Source organism: Streptomyces sp. R11, assembly GCF_041051905.1.
In the GTDB taxonomy this organism is placed as follows: Bacteria; Actinomycetota; Actinomycetes; order Streptomycetales; family Streptomycetaceae; genus Streptomyces.
The window spans coordinates 4,591,297-4,604,777 of the sequence record NZ_CP163432.1 but is presented as its reverse complement, the minus strand read 5'-3'; the positions used below and the strand labels follow the sequence as shown (position 1 = coordinate 4,604,777).

Annotated in this window: 8 protein-coding genes; 2 read left to right on the top strand and 6 right to left on the bottom strand. The window is 67.9% G+C overall.

The annotated features are described in order from the left end of the window. Positions 1–61: 61 nt before the first annotated feature. Complete coding sequence (gene murJ, locus AB5J55_RS21050) at positions 62–2,302, bottom strand: murein biosynthesis integral membrane protein MurJ (protein ID WP_369272161.1); 2,241 nt, start codon at positions 2,300–2,302, stop codon at positions 62–64. A gap of 45 nt (positions 2,303–2,347) precedes the next feature. Beyond that, positions 2,348–4,756: a DUF6049 family protein gene (locus tag AB5J55_RS21045; protein WP_369272160.1), complete on the bottom strand. Its 2,409-nt coding sequence runs from the start codon at positions 4,754–4,756 to the stop codon at positions 2,348–2,350. Between the two features lie 269 nt (positions 4,757–5,025). Here AB5J55_RS21045 and AB5J55_RS21040 point away from each other — a divergent pair, with 269 nt between their 5' ends. Then, positions 5,026–6,468 carry a CCA tRNA nucleotidyltransferase gene (locus tag AB5J55_RS21040; protein WP_369272159.1) on the top strand — a complete coding sequence of 481 codons (1,443 nt, stop codon included), beginning with the start codon at positions 5,026–5,028 and terminating at the stop codon, positions 6,466–6,468. Positions 6,469–6,584: 116 nt separating this feature from the next. On the opposite strand, the gene AB5J55_RS21035 is transcribed toward AB5J55_RS21040, so the two are convergent. The 4 genes from AB5J55_RS21035 to AB5J55_RS21020 form a co-directional block, all read right to left on the bottom strand. Further along, positions 6,585–7,118 carry a hypothetical protein gene (locus AB5J55_RS21035; RefSeq protein ID WP_369272158.1) on the bottom strand — a complete coding sequence of 178 codons (534 nt, stop codon included), beginning with the start codon at positions 7,116–7,118 and terminating at the stop codon, positions 6,585–6,587. 107 nt (positions 7,119–7,225) lie between these two features. Beyond that, complete coding sequence (locus AB5J55_RS21030; protein WP_369272157.1) at positions 7,226–8,503, bottom strand: MFS transporter; 1,278 nt, start codon at positions 8,501–8,503, stop codon at positions 7,226–7,228. 98 nt (positions 8,504–8,601) lie between these two features. Continuing rightward, complete coding sequence (locus AB5J55_RS21025; protein WP_369272156.1) at positions 8,602–9,684, bottom strand: inositol-3-phosphate synthase; 1,083 nt, start codon at positions 9,682–9,684, stop codon at positions 8,602–8,604. A gap of 44 nt (positions 9,685–9,728) precedes the next feature. After that, positions 9,729–10,412, bottom strand: a complete 684-nt coding sequence (locus AB5J55_RS21020; RefSeq protein ID WP_369272155.1) for a PadR family transcriptional regulator — start codon at positions 10,410–10,412, stop codon at positions 9,729–9,731. A gap of 352 nt (positions 10,413–10,764) precedes the next feature. On the opposite strand from AB5J55_RS21020, the gene AB5J55_RS21015 reads away from it, so the two are divergent. Beyond that, on the top strand, positions 10,765–13,458 hold the full coding sequence (locus AB5J55_RS21015; protein WP_369272154.1) for a transglycosylase domain-containing protein: 2,694 nt from the start codon (positions 10,765–10,767) through the stop codon (positions 13,456–13,458). Positions 13,459–13,481: the final 23 nt, after the last annotated feature.

Here is a 13,481-nt window from a genome sequence, read left to right as displayed (position 1 = left end):
CACAGTCCGCCGCTATGCACGACACACGGTGGCGAACGATGGTTGTGCGCATACCCAGGGTTCAGCGACCCAGGCGCCCGCGAACCATGCCGACCAGTGAGTTCAGCTCCTCGATGCGCATCCTGCGGGCGGCGACGAAGAAGATCCCGAGCAGAACCGCTCCGCCGGCCAGCAGGGCGGCGAAGGAACCGACGACGCCCTGGCCGAGGGTCTGGGCGATCCCGTAGCAGGCCGCGCCGCTCAGCAGGGCCGCGGGCACCGAGGCGATGCAGAGTCTGGCGTACGTCCGCATCACGCGGGTGCCGTCGAGGTCGCCGCCCAGCTTCTTGCGCAGTCGGCTCCAGGCGATGCCGACGCCGATCGCGTAGGCCAGGCCGTAGGAGGCGGCCATGCCGACGACGGCCCAGCGGGCCGGGATGACGAAGTAGCAGGCCGCAGAGGCGATGGCGTTGACCGCCGCGACGATCACTGTGTTGTAGAAGGGGGTCCGGGTGTCCTCGTAGGCGTAGAAGGCGCGCAGGACCACGTACTGCACGGAGTACGGGATGAGGCCGAGGCCGAAGGCCATCAGCATGAAGCCCATGTTGGTGGCCTCGCTGGTGCCCGAGGAGCCGAACATCAGCGTGCACATCGGGATGCCCAGGGCGAGGAATCCGAAGGCGATGGGGACGATGGCGACGGCGGTCGTCCGCAGGCCCTGGGAGATGTCGTCCCGGACGGCACCGCTGTCGCCCTCGGCGGCGGAGCGCGAGAGCCGTGGCAGCAGGGCGGCCATCAGGGAGACGGTGATGATGGCCTGCGGCAGGCCCCAGATCAGCTGGGCGTTGGCGTAGGCGGCGAAACCGGTTCCGTCGACATCGGAGTCGACACCGGCGGCGGTGGACAGCTGGGTGACCACGAGTGCGCCCGCCTGGTTGGCCAGGACGAACAGGATCGTCCACTTCGCGAGCATCGCCGCCTTGCCGAGACCGTGGCCCTTCCAGTCGAAGCGCGGCCGCAGCCGGAAGCCCGTCTCGCGCAGGTACGGAATCATCGCCAGGGCCTGGACGACCAGGCCGAGCAGGACACCGATGCCGAGGAGCCGCTGGCCCTCCGGCGGGATGTTCGTGACGGACATGCCGGAGTGCTCCGCGGTGCCGTACACCCAGAGGAACATTCCCAGCGTCACGATGATGACGATGTTGTTCAGAACCGGCGTCCACATCATCGCGCCGAACTTGCCGCGGGCGTTGAGGATCTGTCCCATCACCACGTGAACGCCCATGAAAAAGATCGAGGGCAGGAAGTAGCGGGTGAAGGTGACGGCCACCTCGTTGGCGGCGGGATCGTTGGCGACCGGGGTCGACAAGGCCCTGACCAGGAGCGGCGCCCCGAACATTGCCAGAGCGGTGAGTGCGGCGAGTGCCACCATCACCAGGGTCAGCAGCCGGTTCGCGTAGGCCTCGCCACCGTCCTCGTCGTCCTTCATCGCCCGCACGAGCTGCGGCACGAAGACGGAGTTGAGGCCGCCGCCTACGGTCAGGATGTAGATCATCGTCGGCAACTGGTAGGCGACCTGGAAGGAGTCGCCGAGCAGGCCGAGGCCCAGTGCCGAAACGATCATCATGGACCGGACGAACCCGGTGAGGCGGGACACCATCGTGCCCGCCGCCATCACGGCGCTCGACTTCAGCAGGCCGCCGGCCCGCCCGCCCTTCTTGGCGGTCGGCGCCGGGGCGGGAGCGGGCGCCGGCGCGGTGGCCTCGGCCGCGGGAGGTGCCGCAGGGCCCGGGTAGGGGCCCCCAGCAGGCGCCGGGGAAGGCCCCGGGACCGTCGGCGGCTGGTACTGAGGGTTGCCGCCCTGCTGCTGGTCCCGGAAGAGGTGCGCGAAGGCGTCGTGCTCCGGTTGGTTCTCGGTGGAGTGGGTGACGAGGTCGTCGACGCCGACGTACTGGGTCGTACGGGGGTCGTCGCCGTACGGCAGGTACTGGGTCGGGCCCTCCGGCTCGGGCGCCGGGGTCTGCGCCCACACCTGAGGGTCGGGGGCGTACGGGGACTGGGGCGGCTGGGCGTACAGCTGCTGCTGCGGCGGGTACGTGCCCGGCGGGGGCGGCGGGTGCGCGGCACGGTCGTACAGGGCCTCTGCGACCGGGTCCTGGGACGACAGGTCCTGGGCCCGGTAGGGGTCCTGGTCGTAGGCGTCCTGGAGGTACATGTCCGCGGGGTGCTGCGGCGGTACCTGGCCGTCCTCGGGCGGCGGGCCCTCGGGGTGGCCCGGGGGGCCCGCGGCCTGGCCGCGGTCACCGTCGTACGGCGCGTTCATGGTTACCCCACCTCATCGTCCCGGGCCCACCGGCCACGACATCGCTCAACGGTCCACTCTCTCACCCGTGCCGGACGGGTCGGCGCTTTCCGCTGCGGTGTCCGGTGTCGGGTCACTCGGCTGCTCCGGGGCCTCTTCCCGGGCTCCCGTGCGGGACTCGTCCTTGAGAAGGTCCTCGGGCGTGAGACGGTCCTCGGGGTCTTCCGGGTTCTCCGGATCGCCGTCCGCCTCGCCCGTCTCCTCGGCCCCGTCCTCCTCGGCCGCACGGGCGGCCGCACGCTTGCGCTGCGTGTACATACGGAACCCGGCGAGGACGAGCAGGAGGAAACCTCCGCCGATGACCAGCATCACGGTGGCCGTGAACTCGGTGACCTTCACGTCGAAGGTGACCGGGGCGCCGTACTTCTGGCCGTCCTCCGTGTACAGCTGGGCCACGACCGTGGCCTGGCCGTTGGCCTGAGCCGACGTGGTGAACTTCACCGTCTGGCTGTGCCCGCCGGACACCGCGACGCGCTGTTCGTAGAAGCGCTCCCCGCCGATCTCGAGCCGCCTCGGGCTGCTGGAGGTGAGTCGCAGCACCAGGTGCTCGACGCCCTGCACCAGGTTGTTCTGCACCGTCACCGGGATCGTGGCGCTGCGTCCGGACAGCTTGGTCTCGGACTTGTCGATCAGCGTGACCTGGCCGGCCAGGGAGTCGACGTACGCTTCCACGCCGTTGCGATAGTCCGCGACCTCTGCGGGGCGGCCACGCCACGACGTGGACATCTCCCGGTTCATGGCCCGCCCGAAGGGGGTCACCACCCGGTCCTGGTTGGTGAGGATCACCTTGAACTTGTCGAGCTTGTCCTGCGTGGTCGCGATCTGCCTGAAGGCGGATCGCGGCAGCTCCTGGTCGCGCAGCGAGGCGGGGTACTTGGACACCGGCGGCACCTGCGTGGTGGCGGCGGAGTCGGGCTTGGCCGTGGCAGCGGCGGTGAGGTCCTGGGACTGGGACCACGTGCCGTCCTGGAGTGCCGTCACCGCCTCGGCCATGGCGCGGGCCTGGCTCGCGGTCGGCATCCGCTGCGGGGCGACGACGATGCTGCGCTGATTGCCCGTCTGGAGGTTGAGGGCCAGGCTCTGCGCCAGGAACCTCTGCACGGCGAGCGTCGAGCTCGACGCCCTTGTCAGGTTTCCCTGGAAAAGCGTCGACATCCGTGCGTCCGTGACGACCGCCGTCGTGCCGCCGCCGATGGGGCGGGCGGCGGAGGGCGTGTAGGGCAGGCCGCCCCGCTCCTCCAGGCTGTCGCTGCGGGCGATCACCTTGTCCGCGCCGGCGGAGGTGGCCACCTTGACGATGGACGGGTCGACCGCGCCGTTCACGGGCCAGGCGAAGTCGGTGGTCGGTTCCACGTGGAGGATCGAGTCGACCGTGACGACGGCGGCCTCGGTGGCCTCCTTGAGGTGGCTGAGCGAGCCGGTGACGTTCGTGCCGTTGTGGGCCAGGGAAGCCAGGTCGGGGTCGCCGAAGGGCAGCGCGACTACCTCCTTGTCCTGCACGGCCTCCTGCAGATCGGCCAGCCACTGCTTGGCGAGTCCTTGGTGGGTTCCCGCCGTCGTCGCGTCACCCTCGCCCTGGACGCGGTAGCTCTCCGTCATCGCGTCGACGGAGGCCAGCAGGTCGGGGTCGATCACCCAGGTGACGTCGAGGTCCTTGCCCAGCGACACGAGCTGCTCGAGGCGGCCGCCGGGAGCGATCTCCTTGGCGAGATCGTCGTCACGGAAGACCGGCGTCTGCGATTCGTCCGACCCGGTCTGCGCCGTCATGTGTGCGGTGGAGATGAGGGGCCACATCACCGTCGTACGGGTCTTCGGGTCGGCCTCGTCGGGCTGCCACGGCAGGAAGGTCCGCTGGATGCCGAGCACCTGGTCCCACGGCCGCGCGGACGTCTCGCCGGACAGGGAGACGGCGAACTCGTAGACGCCGTCCTCCCCGAGATCCAGCTTGTCGACCGGCACGGAGATGCTGAAGCGCTGGGAGACGCCAGGGGTGAGCTTGGAGAACTCCTTGACGTACTTCCCGCCCACCGGGATTCCGTCGACGCCCTGCTGGTAGTTGCTGCGCCCGGCGACCCTGTCGATGGCAGAGCGGGTGTTGAGCGCGCCCCCGAGGCGCAGGTCCACCTGCGCGTCGGTGACGGCCTGCTTGCCCGTGTTGGTCACCGTGCCGGACACGGTCAGCGTGTCGCCGTCACTGGGGGCTGAGGGAGTGAGCGAATCCACAGCGACAGCCACCGTGCCCGAGCCGGAAGCGGCCTTCACGGAGTCCTGCACCGCAGCCTGTGTGGGGGCGGCGGTGGGCAGCTGAAGCAGCCCGGCCAGCAGAGGCGCCCCGGCAAGCAGTGCTCCGGTGCGCCGCATCCACCGGCGGGCAGGTGAGGGAGTCATCCCCTGGAAGTCTGCCGCCTCGGCCACGCGCTCGTCCGTCCCTCGTCGTCGTCAGTGGTCGTCGGAATGTGCGTCCACGCATGGTAACGATGCGCGCTGAGGGGAAGTGCCGCGGTCTCCTCCACAAGATCGGTTCACACCGTCGGCCTGTCCCGTATGTGCCCGTATAAAGAGGAGCGTTTCGTAGGTCGCAAGGGCAGATCTTGTGCGCGTATCGGCGGAGCTGTCTGAGGCCCCCGGGATGCACGTTTAATAGGGGCGCCCATGGTCGGCCGAGCCACGTACCCTCTTCTGTTGTGCCGAACGCCAACGAAGAAGAGCCCAGCGCCCTGAGCCAGGCGCAGCACCGCGCGGTAACTGAACTATTGCGGGTTGCCCCTGTCGCCGACGATCTTGCCCGCCGTTTCCAGGAGGCCGGGTTCTCACTCGCCCTGGTCGGCGGATCGGTCCGGGACGCGCTGCTCGGCCGGCTCGGCAACGACCTGGACTTCACGACCGACGCCCGTCCCGAGGACGTGTTGAAGATCGTGCGGCCGTGGGCGGACGCCGTGTGGGAGGTCGGTATCGCTTTCGGCACGGTCGGGGCACAGAAGGACGGCTACCAGATCGAGGTGACCACCTACCGATCGGAGGCCTACGACCGGACCTCGCGCAAGCCGGAGGTGTCGTACGGCGACTCGATCGAGGAAGATCTCGTCCGGCGTGACTTCACGGTGAACGCCATGGCCGTCGCACTTCCGGAGAAGGAGTTCGTCGATCCGCATGGTGGACTGGAGGACCTCGCGGAGCGGGTACTGCGCACGCCGGGCACTCCCGAGGCGTCCTTCTCGGACGACCCGCTGCGCATGATGCGGGCGGCGCGTTTCGCGGCGCAGCTCGACTTCGAGGTCGCTCCCGAGGTCGTCACGGCCATGCAGGAGATGTCCGGGCGGATCGAGATCGTCTCGGCGGAGCGGGTGCGGGACGAGCTGAACAAGCTGATCCTGTCCGCCCACCCGCGCAAGGGGCTGAGGCTCCTGGTGGACACCGGGCTTTCCAACCATGTGCTGCCCGAGCTGCCGGCCCTGCGGCTGGAGAGCGACGAGCACCACCGTCACAAGGACGTGTACGAGCACACCCTGATCGTCCTGGAGCAGGCGATGGCGCTGGAGGAGAACGGTCCCGACCTGACCCTCCGCCTGGCCGCCCTGCTGCACGACATCGGCAAGCCCCGCACACGTCGCTTCGAGAAGGACGGCCGGGTCTCGTTCCACCACCACGAGGTGGTCGGCGCGAAGATGACGAAGAAGCGCATGACTGCGTTGAAGTACTCCAACGAGCTTGTGAAGGACGTTTCACGTCTGGTCGAACTCCACCTGCGCTTCCACGGCTACGGCACCGGCGAGTGGACGGACTCCGCCGTCCGCCGCTATGTCCGTGACGCCGGTCCTCTCCTGGACCGCCTCCACAAGCTGACCCGCTCGGACTGCACCACGCGGAACAAGCGCAAGGCGGCTGCACTGTCCCGCGCCTACGACGGCCTGGAGGAGCGGATCGCTCAACTCCAGGAGCAGGAGGAACTGGACGCCATCCGCCCCGACCTCGACGGCAACCAGATCATGGAGATCCTTGGCGTCGGTCCAGGTCCTGTCATCGGCCGCGCGTACAAGCAGATGCTGGAACTGCGGCTGGAGCACGGGCCGATGGGGCACGACGATGCCGTGGCTGCACTCAAGGAGTGGTGGGCCGAGCAGGGCTGAGGCTGTGAAGCCGGGTCATGTTTCACGTGAAACATGACCCGGCTTCAAGGAGCGGCCAGACTTAGGGGCGATGTTTCACGTGAAACACCGCCCCCAAGTACGTGGAGGAGGTCAGATCAGACGTCCGACAGGCACAGCAGGAAGTTGTCGCCGTCGCCGGTCTGCGCGTAGAAGCTGGTGGCGCCGCTGACCTTGCGGCACTCCGTCTCGGCGGTGAGCGAGGTGTAGGTACCGTCGATCTTCTTGAGCACCTTGGCCTCGGCTTCGGATGACGTGCAGTCCACGACCTCCATGCGGTCGTTGGAGGACGACGAGGAGGAGGCTGACTTCAGGCAGTCGCCCACCGCGGCGTTCTCGGCGTCGTCCAGGCTGATTATGTAGCCGACGACGAGCATGATGCCGACGATGACGACGGCAGCGATGTTTTTGATCGCCTTGAAGCTGAACCGGCGGCCGGACTGCTGCGGCGGAACCGGCGCATACGGCGCCGCCCCCTGCGGGGGGAACCCCGGCTGCCCAGGCTGCTGCGGGTAGCCGCCCTGGGGCGGATACGGGGCCTGGCCCTGAGGCTGGCCGGAGGGCTGCTGCCCTTGGGCGTACGGGTTCTGGCCCTGGGCGAACGGGTTGCCTGTGGGCGGCGGAGTTGTCACTTGGGTCCCCCTGGAACATGGGTGCGTGGCGCGAACAATGCGCGTTGTAAGACGCACGTAAGTTACCGGCCAGCACTGACAGTCCCGTAGCCGCGGGGGACTCTGTGTCATTGATGTGACACAGAGCGGTGTTCAAAGCGGGCCATAGCCACCGCAACTGCCGCGTAGACAACGGCGACTGCGACCACGAGAGGTGCCGAGCGGCCGTCCGGCGGCAGTACCAGGGCGGCCACTCCGGCCGCACCGACGAACGCGACGTTGAACAGCACGTCGTAAACGGAGAAGATCCGGCCACGGAAGCCGTCTTCGACCGAGGCCTGCACGATCGTGTCCGTCGCGATCTTCGCCCCCTGCGTCGTCAGGCCGAGGACGAAGGCCGCGACCAGCATGGGAGTTGGCGCGAAGGGCAGGCCGAGCGTGGGCACCAGGAGTCCGGCGGCCCCAGCGCACACGGCGATCCAGCGGCCGGGACCCAATCTCCCCGCGGCCCAGGGTGTTGCCAAGGCCGCCGCGAAGAAGCCGGCGCCGGAGATCCCCAACGCCAGCCCCAGCAGGGCGAGTCCGTCATCCGCGTTGGACGAGAAGGCATACCGGCACAGCATCAGCAGCATGACCAGCAGGGCGCCGTAGCAGAAGCGCATCAGGGTCATCGTGAGCAGAGCCCAGACCGCCTCCCTGCGTGGCGGCGTGGCGAGATGTCGGACTCCTGCGGCCAGGTCGCGCGTGGTGCCGGCCAGGGCTGTCGTTATGCGTGGCTGCACCAACTCGCGATCGGGGCCGAGCAGTTCCCGTGACATGCGCAGGGCCGTCAATCCCGCGCACAGGTACAGGGCGGCGCCCAGGAGCACCACGGCTGCGTCGGAGTCCCAGGCCACCAGACGTACGACGAAGGCCAGACCGGCACCCGCGGTCGCGGCGAGGGTTCCGGCGGTCGGGGAAAGGGAGTTGGCGATCACGAGGCGCTCTTCGTCGACCACGCGTGGCAGGGCGGCGGACAGGCCGGACAGGACGAAGCGGTTGACGGCGGTGACGCACAGGGCTGAGACGTAGAAGAGCCAGTCCGGGACGTCGGTGACGATCAGCAGGGCCGTTGCCGAGGCCAGCCCGGTGCGCAGCAGGCTGCCGTACAGAAGGACCTGGCGGCGGCGCCAGCGGTCCAGGAGGACGCCGGAGAAAGGGCCCACCAGGGAGTACGGCAGGAGCAGGACGGCCATCGCGGAGGCGATCGCTGTGGCCGACGTCTGTTTCTCCGGGGAGAAGACGACGTACGTGGCGAGCGCGGTCTGAAAGACGCCGTCGGCGCCCTGCGAGAGCAGGCGTACGACAAGCAGGCGGCGGAAGTTCCCGAAGCGCAGCAGGACCCGCAGGTCGCGTACGACGGACATGGGGCACAGCCTCACATACGGGGAGGGTCCCCGGGCGGTACAACCCGGGGACCCTCGGCAGCTCTGGCAGGAGCGTCCAAACTGCGGCGCCGCGGTGCTTAGCGCTCGACCTCGCCCTTGATGAACTTCTCGACGTTCTCGCGGGCCACGTCGTCGAAGTACTGCACCGGCGGGGACTTCATGAAGTAGCTCGACGCCGAGAGGATCGGGCCGCCGATGCCGCGGTCCTTGGCGATCTTCGCGGCGCGCAGGGCGTCGATGATGACGCCGGCGGAGTTCGGGGAGTCCCAGACCTCGAGCTTGTACTCCAGGTTCAGCGGGACGTCACCGAAGGCGCGGCCCTCGAGGCGGACGTAGGCCCACTTGCGGTCGTCGAGCCACGCCACGTAGTCCGACGGGCCGATGTGGACGTTCTTCTCGCCGAGCTCACGGTCGGGGATCTGCGAGGTGACGGCCTGCGTCTTGGAGATCTTCTTGGACTCCAGGCGCTCGCGCTCGAGCATGTTCTTGAAGTCCATGTTGCCGCCGACGTTCAGCTGCATCGTGCGGTCCAGCACGACGCCGCGGTCCTCGAACAGCTTTGCCATGACGCGGTGCGTGATGGTGGCACCGACCTGGGACTTGATGTCGTCGCCGACGATCGGGACGCCCGCCTCGGTGAACTTGTCCGCCCACTCCTTCGTACCGGCGATGAAGACCGGCAGGGCGTTGACGAAGGCGACCTTGGCGTCGATGGCGCACTGGGCGTAGAACTTCGCCGCGTCCTCGGAGCCCACGGGCAGGTAGCAGACGAGGACGTCGACCTGCTTGTCCTTGAGGATCTGGACGACGTCGACCGGGGCGTCGGCGGACTCCTCGATGGTCTCGCGGTAGTACTTGCCGAGACCGTCGAGAGTGTGGCCGCGCTGAACGGTCACGCCGGTGCGCGGCACGTCGCAGATCTTGATGGTGTTGTTCTCACTGGCGCCGATGGCGTCCGCGAGGTCGAGGCCGACCTTCTTCGCGTCGACATCGAAGGCGGCGACGAACTCGACATCACGGACGTGGTAGTCGCCGAACTGCACGTGCATCAGGCCGGGGACCTTGGACGCCGGGTCGGCGTCCTTGTAGTACTCGACTCCCTGAACCAGCGACGCGGCGCAGTTGCCCACGCCGACGACGGCTACGCGAACCGAACCCATTCCGGTTGCTCCCTGTGTGTACGAGTGAGGCCCTGACTGAGCTCTCACGTGGCGGTGTCGCCGGGCGAATCCGTCCTGGGGGTGTCCCCGGGACGGGGCAGATCGCCCGGCTCTCCATTTGTGGTGTCCTGCTGAGCGGACCCCCCGGCAGCGGAACCCTTCAGGTCCCGCCCGGCCCGCTCGCTCTCGATGAGCTCGTTCAGCCAGCGCACTTCGCGCTCCACGGACTCCATCCCGTGGCGCTGGAGCTCAAGCGTGTAGTCGTCGAGGCGCTCCCGCGTGCGGGACAGGGAGGCGTGCATCTTCTCCAGACGCTCCTCCAGCCGACTGCGCCGGCCCTCCAGCACGCGCATGCGCACGTCCTGCGGTGTACGTCCGAAGAAGGCAAATCGGGCAGCGAAGTGCTCGTCCTCGTACGCGTCGGGGCCGGTCTGCGAGAGCAGTTCCTCGAAGTGCTCCTTACCTTCCGCCGTCAACCGGTAGACGATTTTTGCGCGACGCCCCGCGAGTGGTGCGGCAAGGGCGTCCTCGGCGGTGTGCCCAGGTTCCTCGATCAACCAGCCGTTGGCGACCAGCGTCTTGAGGCAGGGGTAGAGCGTGCCGTAGCTGAACGCGCGGAACACGCCCAGTGACGTATTGAGTCGTTTGCGCAGCTCGTAGCCGTGCATGGGGGACTCGCGGAGCAGTCCGAGGACGGCGAACTCGAGGATCCCGGACCGTCGGCTCATCCCCTCGCCTCCTCGTCATATCTCGCGCTGATGTATCGACTCGATACATCTAGACGATAGAACGGCCTTCCGGGCGGGACAAGTGGGGGAACGGTGAACGGGATCACATCAACGATTCATGTGGAGCGAGTTGCCTGATTTGGGGTGAAGTTCGGGGCTAGGCAGGCTTTGACGGTGCGTAGTCTGTGCGCCATGCACAGCACCGGGAACCGCGTGACACCTGAGGGCGTCGTTGTCCTTGGTGCAGTACGGGTGAATGCAGAACCGACCACATCCGTACTTCGGGGGGACCGGAAATCAGCCGCCGTTGTCAGGCGCGCAGGGGTGCGCCTGCCCGAGGAGTAGTCGTTCGATGAGCGAGCACCGTCGCAAACCGCCGCAGCCGCAGGAAGGCGGACGTGCCGCGGCCCGACGCGGCCAGTCCGGCTCGTCCTCCGGCCGCCGAGCGGCACCGCGAGGCGCCACCGGATCTCCTTCCGACTCGTACGGGTCGGGTTTCAGCGGTTCGGAAGGCGAGGAACGTCCGTACGGCGGGCGTGCCGAGGCACGCCGCGCGGCCCAGAGAAGCGGCGGTGGCCGCCGCAGAGCGGCCGAGCCGGCCCGGGCAGGCCGCCGCGCCGCTCCCGGCGGCGCCACCGGTCCCGGTCGGGGCCGAGGGCGTGCCGCTCCCCCAGGAAAGAAGCGGTTCGTCGACTATCCCCGGGCGGGCAAGTACGGCGTCGCGCGCTGGGTTCCGTCATGGAAGCTCGTGGCGGGCCTCTTCGTCGGCTTCCTCGGCAGCCTGGTGGCGGTGGCCGGCATCGGTTACGCCATGGTGGGCGTCCCCAAGGTCGACGAGACCGCCACGGCGCAGAACAACGTCTACTACTGGGCCGACGGCAGCGAGATGGTCTCCACCGGTGGCGAGACCAACCGGCAGATCATCAACCTGTCGCAGATTCCCAAGGCGATGCAGAACGCCGTGATCTCGCAGGAGAACAAGACCTTCTACACCGACAGCGGCATCGACCCGAAGGGCATCGCCCGCGCCGTGTTCAACATGGCCACCGGTGGCGAGACCCAGGGCGGTTCCACCATCACCCAGCAGTACGTGAAGAACGCGAGGCTGGGTGACCAGTCTCAGACGCTCTCGCGGAAGTTCAAGGAGATCTTCATCTCGGTCAAGGTGGGCACCACGGTGTCGAAGGACGACATCATGGCCGGCTACCTGAACTCCGCCTACTACGGGCGCAACGCCTACGGGATCCAGGCCGCCGCCCGCGCGTACTTCAACAAGGACGCCATCAAGCTGAACGAGGGCGAGTGCGCCTTCCTGGCGGCCATGCTCAAGGGCGCCACGTACTACGACCCCGCGGGTTCGCAGGCCATCGACTCGGCGGCGGATGCCCAGTCCAATCAGAGGCGCGCCCTGGTCCAGATGCAGGACACCCTCGACAAGATGGTCCAGTACGGGCACCTGAGCCCTGAGGTGCGCGCCAAGTACACCAAGCTGCCCGACTGGAAGAACCCGCGCTTCAACTCCGCGCTGAGCGGCCAGATCGGCTACCTCGTGGATCTCGCCAACGGCTACCTGGTCAACAACAGCAAGACGACCAACATCACCGAGCAGAAGCTGCGAGAGGGCGGCCTCTCGATCCAGACGACCTTCGACAAGAAGAAGGTCAAGGAACTCGAGAACGCGGTGAAGAAGGTCCAGAAGGCGAACATCAAGCCCGAGGAGCGTCCGAAGACGGACACCCACGTCCAGTTCGGCGGGGCTTCGGTGGATCCGGCGACCGGTGCCATCAAGGCCATCTACGGCGGTGCGGACGCGACCAAGCACTTCACCAACAACGCGGACGTCACCGGCGCCCAGGTCGGTTCGACGTTCAAGCCGTTCGTGCTCGCGGCCGCGATGAAGTGGGGCGTACGGAACCCGGACCTCGAAGGGGAACAGGCTCAGGACGAGCGCACCCAGGTGTCGCCGAAGAGCCTGTACAGCGGCAAGAACAAGCTCAAGATCAGGGACTACAAGGGCGACATCTGGCGGAACGAGAAGGGTGAGGAGTGGAACCAGGTCAACGACGGCGATGAGTCGTACGGCACTCCTCCCGCCTACCGGATCGACCTCCGGGAGGCGATGAGGAACTCGGTGAACTCCGCCTTCGTGCAGCTCGGCATGGACATCGGGCTGGACAAGGTGAAGGAGGCGGCCGAGGACGCCGGAATCCTGGAGAGCAGCCTGACCGGTACGGACTACCCGTCCTTCTCCATCGGTACCTCTCAGCCCAGCGCGATCCGCATGGCGGGCGCCTACGCCACCTTTGCGTCCAGCGGAAAGCAGCGTGCTCCCTTCTCCGTCAAGAAGGTGACGGACAAGGACGGCGAGGTCTTCTCCCACAAGACCGTGACCAAGGAGGCCTTCACTCCGGAGGTCGCCGACAACGTCACGGACGTCCTGAAGACGGTGGTCGACAAGGGCACGGGCACCAGCGCGCAGCTCAGCGACCGTCAGGTGGCCGGCAAGACGGGTACCACGGACGGCAACCGGTCGGCCTGGTTCGTGGGCTACACCCCGCAGCTGTCGACGTCGATCGCGATGTTCAGGCTGGACGACAACGAGAAGAACCAGAACCGCGAGTTCCTGAAGATGTTCGGAACGGGTGGTCAGGAGAAGATCCACGGTGCTTCGTTCCCGGCCGAGATCTGGCACGACTACATGGAGCAGGCGCTGAAGGGCACCACCCCGACACCGTTCCCGGTGCCGACGCCCATCGGTGAGGTCGTCAACGACATCCCCACGCCGACGCCCAGTCCTACGCCCAGCGAGACCGAGGAAGCCAGCCCGACTCCGAGCCCCACGCCCAGTGAGTCGCTGATCTCGCCGACGCCTACGCCGACCGAGAGCTGCTTCGGCTTCCAGTGCAACGACGTCGGAGGCTCGGACAACGGCGGCACGGACGGCGGCGTGACCTCCACGCCGACGCCCACGGAAACCGAGACGGACGGCAACAGCAACGGCAATGGCAACGGCAACGGAGGCATCTTCGGCGGACCGTCAGGCTGACGGGCTCGTATGACGCCAGAAGG

Coding starts and splice junctions, on each gene's coding strand:
- AB5J55_RS21015 (WP_369272154.1), top strand. CDS start 10,765: ATGAGCGAGCACCGTCGCAAACCGCCGCAGCCGCAGGAAGGCGGACGT.
- AB5J55_RS21030 (WP_369272157.1), bottom strand. CDS start 8,503: ATGTCCGTCGTACGCGACCTGCGGGTCCTGCTGCGCTTCGGGAACTTC.
- AB5J55_RS21020 (WP_369272155.1), bottom strand. CDS start 10,412: ATGAGCCGACGGTCCGGGATCCTCGAGTTCGCCGTCCTCGGACTGCTC.
- AB5J55_RS21025 (WP_369272156.1), bottom strand. CDS start 9,684: ATGGGTTCGGTTCGCGTAGCCGTCGTCGGCGTGGGCAACTGCGCCGCG.
- murJ (WP_369272161.1), bottom strand. CDS start 2,302: ATGAACGCGCCGTACGACGGTGACCGCGGCCAGGCCGCGGGCCCCCCG.